Source organism: Bradyrhizobium sp. HKCCYLRH2015, assembly GCF_051168215.1.
Taxonomy (GTDB): domain Bacteria; phylum Pseudomonadota; class Alphaproteobacteria; order Rhizobiales; family Xanthobacteraceae; genus Bradyrhizobium.
Genome location: NZ_JBNPUO010000002.1, coordinates 330,509 through 345,139, shown reverse-complemented (window position 1 = coordinate 345,139; position 14,631 = coordinate 330,509). Strand labels below are relative to the sequence as shown.

Annotated in this window: 12 protein-coding genes; 5 read left to right on the top strand and 7 right to left on the bottom strand. The window is 64.2% G+C overall.

The features are described 5' to 3' along the window. Positions 1–145: 145 nt before the first annotated feature. Both ACQR1H_RS05650 and ACQR1H_RS05645 read right to left on the bottom strand, forming a co-directional pair. Entirely contained in the window at positions 146–553 is a 408-nt protein-coding gene (locus ACQR1H_RS05650; protein ID WP_316179487.1) for an META domain-containing protein, read from the bottom strand. Between the two features lie 149 nt (positions 554–702). Continuing rightward, positions 703–2,367, bottom strand: a complete 1,665-nt coding sequence (locus tag ACQR1H_RS05645; protein ID WP_315801899.1) for an L-lactate permease — start codon at positions 2,365–2,367, stop codon at positions 703–705. Between the two features lie 318 nt (positions 2,368–2,685). Between ACQR1H_RS05645 and ACQR1H_RS05640 the strand changes: the two genes are divergently transcribed. Beyond that, positions 2,686–4,446 carry an ABC transporter ATP-binding protein/permease gene (locus ACQR1H_RS05640; protein ID WP_316236836.1) on the top strand — a complete coding sequence of 587 codons (1,761 nt, stop codon included), beginning with the start codon at positions 2,686–2,688 and terminating at the stop codon, positions 4,444–4,446. 147 nt (positions 4,447–4,593) lie between these two features. On the opposite strand, the gene ACQR1H_RS05635 is transcribed toward ACQR1H_RS05640, so the two are convergent. The 4 genes from ACQR1H_RS05635 to ACQR1H_RS05620 all read right to left on the bottom strand — a co-directional run bounded on the left by ACQR1H_RS05635 (position 4,594) and on the right by ACQR1H_RS05620 (position 9,148). After that, on the bottom strand, positions 4,594–5,589 hold the full coding sequence (locus ACQR1H_RS05635; protein WP_316179491.1) for a TorF family putative porin: 996 nt from the start codon (positions 5,587–5,589) through the stop codon (positions 4,594–4,596). Between the two features lie 476 nt (positions 5,590–6,065). Further along, a complete protein-coding gene (locus ACQR1H_RS05630) occupies positions 6,066–6,515 on the bottom strand; it encodes a hypothetical protein (protein ID WP_434907263.1) in 450 nt (149 codons plus the stop codon). Between the two features lie 75 nt (positions 6,516–6,590). Continuing rightward, positions 6,591–7,913, bottom strand: coding sequence for a glycolate oxidase subunit GlcF (gene glcF, locus ACQR1H_RS05625; RefSeq protein WP_316217139.1), 1,323 nt, complete (start codon positions 7,911–7,913; stop codon positions 6,591–6,593). Then, positions 7,910–9,148 (bottom strand): FAD-binding protein, encoded by a 1,239-nt coding sequence (locus ACQR1H_RS05620; protein ID WP_434907262.1) that lies wholly within the window; start codon positions 9,146–9,148, stop codon positions 7,910–7,912. The genes glcF and ACQR1H_RS05620 overlap by 4 nt, the downstream gene beginning before the upstream one ends. Before the next feature lie 371 nt (positions 9,149–9,519). Between ACQR1H_RS05620 and ACQR1H_RS05615 the strand changes: the two genes are divergently transcribed. From ACQR1H_RS05615 to ACQR1H_RS05600, 4 genes are all read left to right on the top strand, one after another. Continuing rightward, positions 9,520–9,858 (top strand): putative quinol monooxygenase, encoded by a 339-nt coding sequence (locus ACQR1H_RS05615; protein WP_434907261.1) that lies wholly within the window; start codon positions 9,520–9,522, stop codon positions 9,856–9,858. 262 nt (positions 9,859–10,120) lie between these two features. Further along, a complete protein-coding gene (locus tag ACQR1H_RS05610; protein ID WP_434907260.1) occupies positions 10,121–10,318 on the top strand; it encodes a hypothetical protein in 198 nt (65 codons plus the stop codon). 6 nt (positions 10,319–10,324) lie between these two features. After that, the gene (locus ACQR1H_RS05605; RefSeq protein ID WP_434907259.1) at positions 10,325–10,921 is read left to right on the top strand and encodes a Fic/DOC family protein; all 597 of its coding nucleotides are present in this window, start codon (positions 10,325–10,327) and stop codon (positions 10,919–10,921) included. A 271-nt stretch (positions 10,922–11,192) separates the two neighbouring features. Beyond that, positions 11,193–12,068: a DUF3800 domain-containing protein gene (locus ACQR1H_RS05600; protein ID WP_434907258.1), complete on the top strand. Its 876-nt coding sequence runs from the start codon at positions 11,193–11,195 to the stop codon at positions 12,066–12,068. Positions 12,069–13,067: 999 nt separating this feature from the next. Here the strand turns inward: ACQR1H_RS05600 and ACQR1H_RS05595 are convergent. Further along, positions 13,068–14,561, bottom strand: coding sequence for an FAD-linked oxidase C-terminal domain-containing protein (locus tag ACQR1H_RS05595; protein WP_434907257.1), 1,494 nt, complete (start codon positions 14,559–14,561; stop codon positions 13,068–13,070). Between the last annotated feature and the right edge of the window lie 70 nt (positions 14,562–14,631).

The window sequence follows — 14,631 nt, the reverse complement described above, 5'->3', positions numbered from 1 at the left end:
TGGGACGGACGTGGATGCCCGGGCCTTCGCCGCGCCGAAGCGGCTGCGGCCGCGCAGGCGGGACGAGCTCGGGCATGACGGAGTAACTGACCAGCAGGGTTGCTGGTCTCAGCAGCTTTTCATCTTCACAGGCGACCGCCCTGCCTCAGTTCGTATTGAGCCGGAAGCGCAGCGTCTTCGGCCCGATGAAGATGATCAGGTCGCCCTGACGCTTCCAGTTGGTCGCCGCGCTCAGCGCCGCGATCAGTTCGTCGTCGGCCTGGGCGCGCGCCGCCGGGCAGTTGCGGTCCTCGATCCTGCTGGCGATGAACACGATGGTGTTGCCGGCAACTGAGAACTGGCCCTTGCCGCCCTTGCACCACAGCTCCAGCACGGTGTCACCGTTATCGCCGATGTCGAGATCCGGCACCCGCTTCGAGCCGGGTTGCGGCAGCGCATCGAGCGTCATCTCCATGCCGAAAGGAAACTCCTCCGCCGAGGCGGCGGCGAGCGCCAGCCCCGACATCGACAACGCCACCGTCGCCACGGCGCAGCCACGCTTCAACACTTGCATCGTTCCCCTTCACACCAGTCACACGCAGGGCTCGCCTTCCAGGCGATGGCCGTGACTCCCGCCAGCACGGCTCCCGCACAAATGTGTTCCAAACATAGCAAGCCCCGCGCCGCAGCTGCGGCGCGGGGCTTTTGTCGCAGACGGTGTTGCTACTTCAGCACCATCGCCGTGAACGGATAGACATAGGCCTGCAAGGTGACGAACAGGCCGACAAGACAGGCCAGCACGATCGAATGCAGGAAGACGTAGCGCAGGATCGAGCTCTCATGGCCGTACCAGTTGGTGGCGGTCGAGGCGACCACGATCGACTGCGCATCGATCATCTTGCCCATGACACCACCGGAGGAGTTGGCGGCCGCCATCAGGACAGGGGACAGGCCGAGCTGCTCGGAGGTGATCTTCTGCAGGTTTCCGAACAGCACGTTCGAAGCCGTATCCGATCCGGTCAGCGCCACGCCCAACCAGCCGAGCAAGGTGCCGAAGAACGGATAGAGCACGCCGGTCGCAGCAAAGGCTAGGCCGAGCGTGGCATCGACGCCGGACAGCCGGGTCAGCGTGCCGATCGCGAGCATCGCCGAGATCGTGATCAGCGAGATCGCGCAGAGACGGATGGTGCGGCCATATTCCGCGATCAGCTTGCCCGGTCCGACACCCATCAGGAAGCCGGAGATGATCGCGGCGATCAGCATGCCGGTGCCGGTGAAGGTCAGGTAGGTGAACGAGAACACCGCGCCTTCCGGCGTCGGCTTCGCAGCGACCGGCGGCATCTTGTTGATCAGCTTGTCGAGCTCGGGCACCGGATAGTTCCAGGTGAAGATCGAGTTCGCCCAGGCCTTGAAGGCGCCGTTGCCCCAGATCAGCATGACGACACAGACGATGATCCAGGGCAGCAGCGCGCCCCAGAGCTCGGCTTGCGTCAGCGGCGTGCGGTCCAGCGGCTTCGCCGCCGTCATCGTGGCGGCCGATTCGTCACGCCCGCGCAACGCCGGCGACAGCCACAGCTGCCTCGGCTGCCAGACCTTCAGGAACAGGATCAGCGCGCCCATCGAGATCAGCGAGGCGCCGATGTCGACGATCCACGGATTGACGTAGTTCGAGATCAGGAATTGCGGCACCGCGAACGAGACGGCGGTGACCAGGATCGCCGGCCACACGTCCTTCATGCCCTTCCAGCCCGCGAACGCCCAGATCACCCAGAACGGCACGATCAGCGAGAACATCGGCAACTGCCGGCCGACCATGGCGCCGAGGATGTAGGGGTCGAGGCCGGTGACCGAGGCGAGGCCCTGGATCGGGGTGCCCAGCGCGCCATAGGCGACGGGTGCGGTGTTGGCGATCAGCGACAGGCCGGAGGCCGCGAGCGGCGAGAAGCCGAGGCCGATCAGCACGGCACCGGTGATCGCCACCGGGGTTCCGAAGCCGGATGCGCCCTCGAAGAACGCGCCGAACGAGAAGGCGACCAGCAGCAGTTGCAGGCGCCGGTCTTCCGTGACGCCGCCGATGGCGCGCTTCAGAAGCTCGAACCGTCCGGTGGAGACCGTGACCTGGTAGAGGAAGATGACGTTCAGGACGATCCAGCCGATCGGAAAGAACCCGGTGATGACGCCCAGAAACGTCGCGCGCAGCGACATATTGGCGGGCATCGTGAACACGAAGATCGTGATCAGGTTGGTCAGGATCACGGCGATGATCGCCGCGATGTGTGCCTTGACCTTGCCACTGGCGATCAGCACCAGCAGCGTCACGACCGGGACGGCGGCGGCCAGCGTCGACAGCGCCGGGCTCCCCAACGGGTCGTAGATTTGATTCCACATCGTGACTTCTCCCCCACGTTCTTGTCATTGGACCCCGTCCGGCGGGACGGATCAGGTCTGCTCGCCAAGCCCCCAAGCCTGGCAAAGGTCGGAAAGGCGATCACAAAACCGGCAACGCCCAACTCTGCTCAAATTCTCGCGAAATCTGGCGGCGGTCGCAGTCCCTCTCCCCTGCCCCATGCTACGGTTTGTCACACGCGACCGACAAGCCGGCGGCCACCCGCCAGATTACGACTTTAGTCTAGGCAGGTGGCGACACCAGCGATTTTCTCGTTTTTCGTCAGCCTGTTAAGACCTTTTCTCAGGAGCAGCCCGTCTGTGAACAATCTGCGCTCGACCGTTGCCACCGTCTGGCGGATCGCCATTCCCTACTTCCGCTCCGAAGACAAGGTCGCCGGCCGCATCCTTCTCGCCGCCGTCATTGCGATCGAACTGTCGCTGGTTGCGATCCAGGTGCTGGTGAACCAGTGGCAGAACAGGTTCTTCAACGCGCTGCAGCAGTATGATTGGAACAGCTTCATCTGGGAAATCGGCGTGTTCGCCGTACTGGCGACCATCTTCATCATCCTGGCCGTCTACCAGCTCTATCTCAATCAATGGCTGCAGATCCGCTGGCGGCGGTGGATGACCGACGTCTACCTGCGCCGCTGGCTGGACAACGCCACGCACTATCGCATGCAGCTCAAGGGCGACATCGCCGACAACCCGGACCAGCGCATCGCCGACGACGTGCAGCTGTTCGTCGACAAGACGCTGAACATCACCATCGGCCTGCTCAGCTCGGTCGTCTCGCTCGCATCGTTCATGGTGGTGCTCTGGGGGCTGTCGACCGATGCCCCGCTGCAGCTGTTCGGCACCAACATCGCGATCCCCGGCTACCTGGTATGGATCGCGCTGATCTATGCGATCTTCGGGACCCTCCTGACGCATTGGATCGGATCGCCGCTCGTCAATCTCAACTTCGAGCAGCAGCGCTACGAGGCCGACTTCCGCTTCAACCTGGTGCGGGTGCGCGAAAGCTCCGAGCAGATCGCGCTGCTGCGCGGGGAAGGCGCCGAGCAAGGTCAGCTCGGCACCCGCTTCGGCCGGGTCGTCCAGAACTGGTACCAGATCATGAGCCGGACCAAGCGGCTGACGGCCTTCACGGCGGGCTATTCGCAGGCGGCCGTGATCTTTCCCTATGTGCTGGTTGCGCCTGCCTACTTCGCGAAGTCGATCCAGATGGGCGGCATCATGCAGACGGCGTCCGCCTTCTCGACCGTGCAGGGCGCGCTGTCGTTCTTCGTGACGACCTATCGGACGCTCGCCGACTGGCGCTCGACCGTCGCCCGCCTCGACGGCTTCGACATGTCCATCGAGAGCGCCGCCAAGCTCTCGGCCGAGCCGCAGACGATCGATGTCGCCAGCCATGCCGGCGACAGCATCGAGCTCGCCCAGTTGCTGCTGAAGCTGCCCAACGGTCTGCCGCTGATCGCGGCCGACGACTTCAGCCTCGAGAGCAGCGAGCGCACGCTGCTGACCGGGCCGTCCGGCGCCGGCAAGTCGACGCTGTTCCGCGCCATCGCCGGGATCTGGCCGTTCGGCAGCGGCGCCATCAGCGTGCCCGCGCATGCCAAGCTGATGATGCTGCCGCAGCGGCCGTACTTCCCGATCGGTGCGCTCAAGGCGGCGATCGTCTATCCCGCGGCCGCCGATGCGTTCAGTGCCGAGCAGGTCAAGGAGGCGCTGGTGGCCGTCGGCCTGCCGCAACTGGCGGACCGGCTGGACGAGGACCAGCACTGGAACCGGATGCTGTCGCTCGGCGAGCAGCAGCGGCTCGGCATCGCCCGCGCGCTGCTGCATGCGCCGCAATATCTGTTCCTCGACGAGGCCACGGCCTCATTGGACGAGCCGAGCGAAGCCCGGCTCTATCGGGTCATCGCCGAGCGGCTGCCGCAGACCACCGTCGTCTCGATCGGCCACCGCTCGACCCTGCACGATTTCCACGACCGCAAGGTCGAGCTGATTCGCGACGGCGACCGGTTCTCGCTGCGGCAAGCCGGACAGGCGGCCGACGCGACCGCGGGTGGAGGCAGCTGAGGCGCGCGCGCCGCGGTGCCCACGCAAGGCGACCAGGAAAGGCGGCAAGACGTCCGAGCGACAGCCGGCCCCCGTCACCAAAAAGCAGAAGGGCGGCAGATTGCTCTGCCGCCCTTCGTGATCAGTCCGATCCGCCTTGGCGGGTGATTACTTCAGATTGCTCATCGCCGTCAGGTCGACCGAGAGCTTGGCGATGCCGGTCGCACCGCACCACTTCGAGCCCAGGCCAGCCGGGTTGATCGGCGTGACGTTGGTGGTGCCGCTGGCGGTGAAGTCGCTGGTGAAGGCGTTGCAATCACCCTTCGACATGTCGGTGTCGGAGTAGCGCAGGTCCAGCGTGAACACCTTGTAGGTGAAGCCGACGCCGATGTTCCAGGTGTTGTAGTCGGCATACTTGATGCCGTTCGGGAAGGCGGGAACGCCGTAGAAGGAGTCCGACGTGCCGAACCACTGACGGCCGAACTCACCCGACACGTACATGCCGACGCCGCTGGAGCCGAAGGTCGTGCTCGGGGCGGTGAACTTGCCGGTGACCGAGGCGTAGTTGCCCCAGGCGCCGGTGTTCAGGAAGTTCGGCGAGTAGAACTCGGTGACGCCGAACGTCCACATGTCGTTCACGGTGTAGTTCATCTTGCCGTAGACTTCGAAGAACGAGACGTCCTTCTTCATCACGTTCAGGTTGGTCAGCGTGTTGGCCTGACACTCGGCGCTCAGCGCCTGACCCGCGAAATCCGTCACGGCGCCGCCGCCGTAGTAGCAGGTGCCGCCCGGATACAGATAGCCCCAGACGCCGATGTCGAAGGCGAACGCGCCGAAGGTCGGGCGGATACCGCCGTAGATGTCGATCTCGGCAGCAGCGCGGTTCGCGAACGAGATGCTCTCGCCGGCGACGCCGACGTAGAGCTGCAGGTCCTTGTTGACGTTGTAGCGCGGCTCGAAATAGGCGGCGACCGACGCCTTGTGGTTCGACTGGGTGACGCCGCGGAACACGTAGTCGTTCATGATCGCCGCGCCGAACGCGATGTCCCACGGCTCGAACGCGACCGGAGGCGGAGCCTTATAGGCCTTGACCGCCATGTCCGCCGCCGAAGCCGATCCCGAAACCATTGCCAGCGCCGTTGCCAGCAAAGCCCACTTTTTCATGACGATCCCCATCACCCTATTTCGAAAAAAGCCTGCCCCACCTTGGCCCCCCAGGGCGCAAACAAGACCGGCTGCGTCATCCAGACGCAATTTGTGCCAGGGTCCCGCCACACGTGAAGCAAAAAAGCGCGGCATCTGCCGCCTTTTTGGGCGATTTGACATTTCTACGGCAGGTAGTCGGCGCGTGTTGCATTTGAACAACAAATCTCCGTGTCCGAAAGCACGCTAGGACGCACAATCGATTGTGCCGGCCCGCTGGAAACGCGGTGCCGCAAGCAAAACGGCGCAGCGCACCGGAGTCGGATTCGCCCGGCCGTAGATCTGCGGGGACGACCATTCGGACAAACAGGTCCATCGACAACAAGGGGCAGCCAACGCAGACAACGGACGCTGGCAAACGAAAAGGCCGCAGCGCAGCCGCCGCGGCCTCCCGATGTGAATTCGTCCGGCCCTGAGAATGATCCGGTCCGGAAGGATCAGTTGCTGGACGCCGTGCCCTCGCCGTCCTCGTGCTCCTCGGGCGCCGCGCTCGGCATCGCCCAGCTGGTCTCAGCAGCCGATTCGGTCTCGTGCATTTCGGGGGTCTCGACCAGCGGAGCCATCTTGGGAGCCCGCTTCTTGGCGGCCTTCTTCTTCGGCGCAGCCGGAGCCTTCGCAGCCGACGCCTTGGCCTTCTTGGCGGGAGCCTTCTTGGCCGGCGCCTTGGCCGCCTTCACGGTCTTCTTCGCCTTCTTGGCCGGCGCCTTGACAGTTTTCTTGGCAGCCTTCTTGGCGGCCTTTTTCGCCGACTTCTTTGCAGCCTTCTTGGCGGACGTCTTCGTCGCCTTCTTGGCGGACGTCTTCGTCGCCTTCTTGGCGGCCTTGGCCTGCGCCATCAGCTTCTTCTTTTCTTTCTTGTCCTTCTTCGCCTTCTTGTCCTTCGCCATCAGAAACCCTCCAGTTGCCGCCGTTCGATCAGCTCGTCCGGCGGGACGGGCCGGCCATCAGCGCGCGCCCATCCGTCAAATCATTCCTGGCCGCGGACCGCCCGTCGCCCAGTCGAGAAGCTCAACGGTGTGCACGACGGGGACGGAGGTGCCGCTGGCAATCTGCATCATGCAGCCGATATTGCCTGCCGCGATCACATTCGGCTTGACGGTCGCGATGTTGGCGACCTTGCGATCGCGCAGCTTCATCGCGATGTCAGGCTGGAGAATGTTGTAGGTCCCCGCCGAACCGCAACACAAATGACTCTCCGGTATATCTTTCACCACGAATCCGGACTTGGAAAGCAATTCTTTCGGAATGCTCGTGATTTTCTGCCCATGTTGCAGCGAGCAGGCCGAGTGATAGGCCACGACGACGTCGTCATGCTGAGTTGCAGGGGCCAGATCGAGACCGGCGAGATACTCGGTGATGTCCTTCGCGATCGCCGACACGGCGGCCGCGGGCGCTGCATATCGCGGGTCTTCGCGCAGCATGTGTCCGTAGTCCTTGATGACGGTGCCGCAGCCCGAGGTCGTCACCAGGATGGCGTCGAGACCGCCACGCTTCGCCTCCGCGGTCCAGGCGTCGACATTGCCGCGCGCCCGCGCCAGCGCGTCGGAATCCTGCCCCATGTGATGGGTCAGCGCACCGCAGCATTGCTCGTCCTTGACCAAGACGACCTCGATGCCGTGCCGGGTCAGGACGTTGATCGCAGCCTGGTTGATGCGCGGCGCCAGGGCCGCCTGTGCGCAGCCCTGCAGCAGCGCGACGCGGCCGCGCCGCGCGCCCTGCGCGGCAAACACGCTGCCATCAGCCGGCCCCGGCGGCGGCAGCGCGGCGGCGGGCGCCAGATCGAGCATCGCCCTGACGCGCCGCAGCAGGCTGGGCGCAGGTGCGCGCGAGGCGGAGGATGCCGGCAGCAACGCCTTGAACGGCCGGCCGAGCCGCGCCAGGGTCATCGCCAGCCGAAACTCGCGCGGCCGCGGCAGCACATAGGCGAGCGCGGCGCGCAGCCACCGGTCGGTCAGCGGGCGCTCGTAGCGCTGCTCGATTCGCACCCGCGCCTGATCGACCAGATGCATGTAGTGCACGCCCGACGGGCAGGTCGTCATGCAGGACAGGCACGACAGGCAGCGGTCGATATGCTTGACCACGTCGGCCGTCGGCGCCTGGTCCTTCTCCAGCATCTGCTTGATCAGGTAGATCCGGCCGCGCGGGCTGTCGAGCTCGTCGCCGAGCAGCACGTAGGTCGGACAGGTCGCGGTGCAGAAGCCGCAATGCACGCAGGCGCGCAGGATCTTGTCGGCGACCGCGATGTCGGGATCGGCGAGCTGCGCCAGGGTGAACTCGGTCTTCATGACGCAACGCTCCGACGCATCCGCCCGCGGTTGAGAATGGTCTTGGGATCGAAGGAGACGCGCACCCGCTCCTCCAGCGCGGCGACGCCTGAGGGCTGCGGGTGGAACACGTCGACCGCGAGCCGCATCTCGTCCCACGCGCGCAGCAGGGTCGCGTGGCCGCCGGCGGCCTCGACATGCTTGCGCACCAGCCCCGCCGACGCATCGGGCTGCGGCGGCAGCGCGGCCCAGATCAGGCCCCCGCCCCAGTCGTAGATCACCTCGCCGCCGGTCTGGCGCGTCAGGGCCTGCCCGATCGCGCCGCCCGACACCGGCGGACAGACGATCCGCCACACCGTCCAGGCGCCGAGCGGCCCATGGGCGGCGAACGGCAGCACGTCGCGGATGGCGCTCCAGACATCGGCCGAGGCGTCGTCCGCAATGATCTCAGCCGGACCGAAGGTGGCGAGCTGGCGGGCGAGCGACGTCGCCCGATGCGCCGCGGAGGCCGTGATGCCCTCCAGCCGGATCACCGTGACCGCCTCGCGCGGCGAGCCGAGCGGGCTCAAGCCCGTGACCTCCGGCCGCAGCGTCGAGGCCGGCAGATGCGCGGCTCCGGAGACGTCGAACGGCGAGCCGAGCGCCGCCGTCATCGCCTGGTTGGCCTTGAGGTCGTCGAGCCCGCGCAGCACCAGCGTGCGTTCGGCCTCCGGCCGCGGCATCACCTTCAGGGTCGCCTCGGTCATGACCGCGAGCGTGCCCCAGGAGCCCGCCAGCAGCTTGCAGAGATCGTAGCCGGTGACGTTCTTCACCACCTTGCCGCCGGTCTTGAAGCTCTCGCCGAAGCCGGAGACGGCATGCGCCCCGAGCAGATGGTCGCGCACCCCGCCGGCCCGGACCCGCCGCGGCCCGGCCAGCCCCGCCGCGATCATCCCGCCCAGCGTTCCCCGGCCCGTCGTCCCCAACAGCGGCCCGGTATCCATCGGCTCGAACGCGAATTGCTGGCTCTTCGAATCGATCAGCGACAGCAGGTCGGCGAGCGGCGCGCCGGCCTGCGCCGTGATGATCAGCTCGTTCGGCTCGTAGGAGACCACCGCGCTCAGCGCCGACAGGTCGAGCACGGCATTGGTGGCCGTCACCTGCCCGATCCCACGCTTAGAGCCATGCCCGATCACCTCGATCGGCTGCTCATTGGCGATCGCCGAGCGGACCACCTCCTCCACATCGGCTGCGTTCCGTACCTTCAGGGCGTCCACCACTGCTCGCCTTGCTCGTTGATATGATGCCAGCAACCGCGACGCGCGGCCACCGGCGTTGGACTCCTTCTAGAGCATGATCTTCGAAAAGGGCAGCCCGGTCCGACGAAAAGATCGTGCTTGGACAAGGAGATGGGCGTGGCGGACGGGCGCATGCGGCGATGTCTTCAAGACCTGTGTCCGGCGCGGCCGTAGGGCGGGTTAGCGAAGCGTAACCCGCCAACCTTCCGAGACACGCGGCGGATGACGCCTTCGGCTCATCCGCCCTACGCCCTCATGTGCGCATCCATCCTTCGTCCGCCATCGAAGGATTGATCGCAGGAACCGAGGTATCGATGTCCTTGCAGGACTTCAATGAGAGGACGATCGCAATGACCGGATACGCCATCGAGACGAAAACCGTGAACGAGGCCGTCAGCGGCGGCGGCCTGCTGGTGGTGGCGCAATGGGAGGCCAGGAACGGCGAGGCCGACCGCGTCGCCGAGATCCTGTCGCGCTTCCTTCCCGAGGCGCAGCGTGAGCCCGGCGCAAAACTGTTCCTGATCTCACGCGCCAAGGACAACCCGGCGCAGTTCCTGTTCTACGAGCTGTTCCGCGACGAAGCCGCGTTCAAGGCCCACCAGGAGAGCGACCACTTCAAGACCTATATTGCGGGACAGGCCCTGCCGCTGCTGGCACGGCGCGAGCGGATGCAGTACGGATTGATCTGAACGAGCATTTACCTGAACCGCGCTCTTGGATGGGTTGAACTCTCGCCCCCCAATGCCGCCATGCTCCGCGCAGGCGGAGCATCCAGTACTCCGCGGCGGAAGCGATCGAGCAGAGACGCCGCGGGGCGCTGAGGTCGCAAGGCCTCCGTTTTGTGAGAGAAGATCGCTTACCAAAGGCATTCCTTTACGGCTTCCAGCCACGCTCCCCGATCTCCTATTTTCTCGTCGTGCGACATCGCCCTACTTGTGCTAGTGTTTCGTCATGGCCCCAAAGAAACCCTCTTCGAAGAAGACCAAAGCCGGTGGCTTCGTGATCGGCAGCGCTCGGTTTCGCAAGATCAGCGCCGTTGAGGGAATCCAGTACTCTCCCAAGATGAAGGGAGCCTCGTCTTTGAAGGGTAAAGCCCTTTCCCCCGAGGAACGCCGGAAGTCGATCATCGAAGCCTACCGCAAGGCTTAGGCCGCTATGTACGACGCGGTCGCCGACGACTACTGCTATCCCGGCACGACCGTCCTGAAGAACAAGCTCGACATCCGGGCCTCCGCGGAACTCGCGGCTTTCGAGGCCGAGGTCAGTGACGCAAGGGCCGACGAGGAACTCCCGGCCGGCGATCTTGATTTCGAGCATTTGAAGGCGGTCCACCGCCATCTCTTTCAAGACGTCTACGACTGGGCGGGAGAGCCGCGCACCGTCCGCATTTCAAAAGGCGAGAGCACGTTCTGCTTCCCCGAGAATATCGAGAGAGAGGCGAAGCGGCTTTTCACGAAACTTAAGAACGAGAACTTCCTGCAGGACCTTTCGCCGACGGAGTTTGCCAGGAAATCGGCAGAGTTTCTCGCAACTCTCAACGTGATCCATGCCTTTAGGGAAGGCAACGGCCGCACGCAGCTCTCGTTCTTTCTTCTGCTGGCAGATCAGGCCGGGCACACCATCGACCTCGATGCCCTCGATCCGGATGCCTTTCTGCATGCGATGATTGCGAGCTTCGACAGCGATGAGGCACCTCTCACCGCCGCCATTCAAGGGCTCATTGCCGATGACGACCCGCGAGACTCGGCGTAGACCGGCAAGGCACCGCTCGATGAAACCGCCAAGTTTAGTGCACTGTCACCGTGGGCCTAAGCACAGCGAGATGCGCAACGGCGCCATTTTCGACACCACGGCACAGACGTTTACGCCGGAACTTTCTAGGACCGAGTATCGGATGATCGCTGGTAACGGCCTCGGGTTTTCAATGCATCCGCCGGCGAAGCCCCTTTCGACTCGTGATAATTAATAGCGATGAGGGGCCGACGGTCAGCCAATTTAGTCTCAAACGGCGGTTGGACAATTCATGAGCTGCGGCTTCTATTTGTTCATTGACGAGGCTGGCGATGAGGGCCTCGACCGAATCCGGCCAACCGATCGTAACGGCGCTTCGGAATATTTTGTCTTATGCGGCGTACTCGTTCGGACCGAAAAATATCGAGAACTGATCGAGTCGTTCAACAAAGCTAAACAGGCAATCGGCTTGACCGCGAGCGACGAAGTCCACTTCAGAGACCTAGACGAAAATCAGAAACTCGTACTGCTTCGCAGCTTGTCACAAGCCAAGTTTGGACTGGTAGCCATTGTCTCCAACAAGCGCAATATGCGAGGATATCGAAATCTGCGCTGCGAGGCAAAAAATCTGGAATTTCTTCGAGGCAGATACCGACCGAGCCGATATAACTGGTTCTACAATAATCTCACTCGCTATCTCCTTGAACGCGCCAGCGCTGAATGCCGGCGGTGGACAATCCCCGCATACCGCGAAGTTCGATGCATGGAGATTACGTTCTCGCTGAGGAAAGAGTTCTCGTACTCGCAAACGCGAGCCTATCTATTTAAGATCAAGACCGAGCGCCACGACCGCAACTATTTCAATAACCGAGGTCAGATCGATTGGCCCCTTGTCGATCTCAGATCGATAGTAGGTCGGAAGAACCGCGACGAGCCCGGATTACAGATTGCGGACTGTGCAGGTAGTGCAATCTTCAGAGCGCTTGACGAGTCGTGGTTTGGGGACGGTCGGCCAGAGTACTTGGAGATGTTAAGCGGCAAATTCATCCACATCGGGTCGGCTCCGCCGAGGGGCTATGGCTTCAAGCTATTGCCTGATGGTTTTCGTGGCCCAACTTCCGCTAATCAAAAGCGAGCGCTTAACGCCGTCGGCTATAAGCTCCGCTGATCCTTTCAAGCGCTATGCGGCGGAGGCTGCGTTCCGCAGCTCGGCCTAGGCGCGTAGACATTGGCGTAGAAGGCTTCCTCTTCTAGGCGTCGAGCAAATCAACACGCTCGGGACTACTGCATAGGAACGACCGACAGCAGCAAAATTCGTCGCGCGGAAAATCTAATTTCGCAAGCTATTTCAAAGCAGAACGGCGGGTCTCTTCCGAACGACCGGATTTTATTCTTTCGCTTTTACAGAAATCATGTATAACTTCACCCATCCTGCCTCACCGAGAGGGGCGTACGCGCGGTCGTCACGATACGTGGGGTGGGGATGCGGTGGCCGTGTCGGGTCGCAGCGTGACCTCGCGTCATGCCGACGAACGATGTCGACGCGGACGTGAAATCGTGTGGGCCTGGCCTCCCGGTGCTGAGGCCAAGCGGGTCGTGCCCCTTGCGGGGCGGGCCAGCGACGGGGACAAGAACGCCGATCCCCGGGGCGAGCACGTATAAGCGTTAAGACCGCCGCGCAGGGAATGCCGGATGTTCGGCTTAACCTGTGGTACCTGCCGCCTGCATTTTTTTCGCAGGCGGGCCATGGGTGAGGCCTTCACCCGGCATTCCCTGCGCCCTCTCGATTGGTTCGAAGGGCGATGCCGATGGCATCACTCGGGCGGAGCACGCAGCGGGAATGTGAACGTGCGTCTGCGGACGGAGGTGGATGCGATGAGGTCAGCTCTCTCCACGTCATTCCGGGGCATCGCGCAGCGATGAGCCCGGAATCCATAGCCACAGGCCGATGTTGTTGGAGCGGGATGGAGCTGCCGGCCTGCCCCACACATCGGCCTGTGGTTATGGATTCCGGGCTCGCCCTGCGGGCGCCCCGGAATGACGTGGGGAGAGAGCGTCAACGCTCGCTGCACCGGCGTTGCGGCGCAAGGCGATCGACGATTGGCGCGCGTGAGGCTCGCGAGATCGCGGGCGAAAGATGAGAATCTCCTGCCCGCCCGCGCCCTTTTCAGAACCGCGGCAGATCCGGAAACGCCAGCTTGCCGCCATGGACGTGCATCCGCCCGAGCTCGGCGCAGCGGTGCAAGGTGGGAAACACCTTGCCGGGGTTGAGCAGCCCCTGGCTGTCGAAGGCGCACTTCACGCGCTGCTGCTGGTTGAGGTCGATCTCGGAAAACATCTCCGGCATCAGGTCGCGCTTCTCGATGCCGACGCCGTGCTCGCCGGTCAGGACGCCGCCGAGCTCGACGCAGCAGCGCAGGATGTCGGCGCCGAACGCCTCGGCGCGCTCCATCTCGCCCGGCTTGTTGGCATCGTAGAGGATCAGCGGATGCAGATTGCCGTCACCGGCGTGGAACACGTTGGCGCAGCCGAGCTGGTACTTCTCCGACAGCTCGCGGATGCGCGCGAGCGCCTTCGGCAGCGCGCCGCGCGGGATGGTGCCGTCCATGCAGAGATAGTCCGGCGAGATGCGGCCGACGGCGGGGAAAGCCGCCTTGCGGCCGGCCCAGAACAGGTTGCGCTCGGCCTCGGAGGTCGAGATGCGGCAGGTGGTCGAGCCGCAACCGTTCGCGATCGCCTCGACGCGGCCGATCAGCTCGTCGACCTCGACGCCGGGGCCGTCGAGCTCGATGATCAGCAGCGCCTCGACGTCGAGCGGATAGCCGGCATGGACGAAGGCCTCGGCGGCATGGATCGCCGGCCTGTCCATCATCTCCATGCCGCCGGGGATGATGCCGGCGCCGATGATGCGGGCGACGCATTCGCCGGCGGCCTCGACCTCGGCGAAGCCGACCATCAGCGCGCGCGCCGTCTCCGGCTTCTGCAGGATGCGCACGGTGACCTCGGTGACGACGCCGAGCAGGCCTTCCGAGCCGGTGATCAGCCCCATCAGGTCGTAGCCGGCATTCTCGGCGCATTTGCCGCCGATACGCAGCACCTCGCCGGTCATCAGCACGATCTCGCAGCCGAGCACGTTGTTGGTGGTCATGCCGTATTTCAGGCAATGCACGCCGCCGGAATTCTCCGCGACATTGCCGCCGATCGAGCAGGCGATCTGCGACGACGGATCGGGCGCGTAGTAGAAGCCGGCGTGCGCCACCGCCTGGCTGATGGCGAGGTTGGTGACGCCGGGCTCGGTGACGACGACGCGATTATCGAAATCGATCTCGCGGATGCGCTTGAACTTGCCGAGGCCGAGCAGCACGCCGTCGGCCAGCGGCAGCGCGCCGCCGGACAGCGACGTTCCCGAGCCGCGCGGAACCACCTTGATGCCCTGGTCATGGCAATATTTCAGCACCCGCGACACCTGCGCGGTGGTCTCCGGCAGCACCACGACCATCGGCGGCTGTCGATAGGCCATCAAGCCATCGGACTCGTAGGGCAGCATCTCGGCGGCGCTGTCGATGACGCCTTCGCCCGGCACGATTGCTCGCAGTGCAGCAACGATCTCGCCACGGCGCGCCAGCACCGCTTGATCTGCCTCCGGCATCATGATCGCCATCGCGTTCCTCCGGCCTCGATTTTGCCCCGGCCTATCAATCACAACGGAAACCGTTTGGATAGGCAGCGGA

Excerpts from the sequence above, each read along its gene's own strand:
- ACQR1H_RS05650 (WP_316179487.1), bottom strand. The coding sequence starts at position 553 with ATGCAAGTGTTGAAGCGTGGCTGCGCCGTGGCGACGGTGGCGTTGTCG.
- ACQR1H_RS05645 (WP_315801899.1), bottom strand. The coding sequence starts at position 2,367 with ATGTGGAATCAAATCTACGACCCGTTGGGGAGCCCGGCGCTGTCGACG.
- ACQR1H_RS05635 (WP_316179491.1), bottom strand. The coding sequence starts at position 5,589 with ATGAAAAAGTGGGCTTTGCTGGCAACGGCGCTGGCAATGGTTTCGGGA.
- ACQR1H_RS05630 (WP_434907263.1), bottom strand. The coding sequence starts at position 6,515 with ATGGCGAAGGACAAGAAGGCGAAGAAGGACAAGAAAGAAAAGAAGAAG.
- glcF (WP_316217139.1), bottom strand. The coding sequence starts at position 7,913 with ATGAAGACCGAGTTCACCCTGGCGCAGCTCGCCGATCCCGACATCGCG.
- ACQR1H_RS05615 (WP_434907261.1), top strand. The coding sequence starts at position 9,520 with ATGACCGGATACGCCATCGAGACGAAAACCGTGAACGAGGCCGTCAGC.
- ACQR1H_RS05610 (WP_434907260.1), top strand. The coding sequence starts at position 10,121 with ATGGCCCCAAAGAAACCCTCTTCGAAGAAGACCAAAGCCGGTGGCTTC.
- ACQR1H_RS05605 (WP_434907259.1), top strand. The coding sequence starts at position 10,325 with ATGTACGACGCGGTCGCCGACGACTACTGCTATCCCGGCACGACCGTC.
- ACQR1H_RS05600 (WP_434907258.1), top strand. The coding sequence starts at position 11,193 with ATGAGCTGCGGCTTCTATTTGTTCATTGACGAGGCTGGCGATGAGGGC.
- ACQR1H_RS05595 (WP_434907257.1), bottom strand. The coding sequence starts at position 14,561 with ATGGCGATCATGATGCCGGAGGCAGATCAAGCGGTGCTGGCGCGCCGT.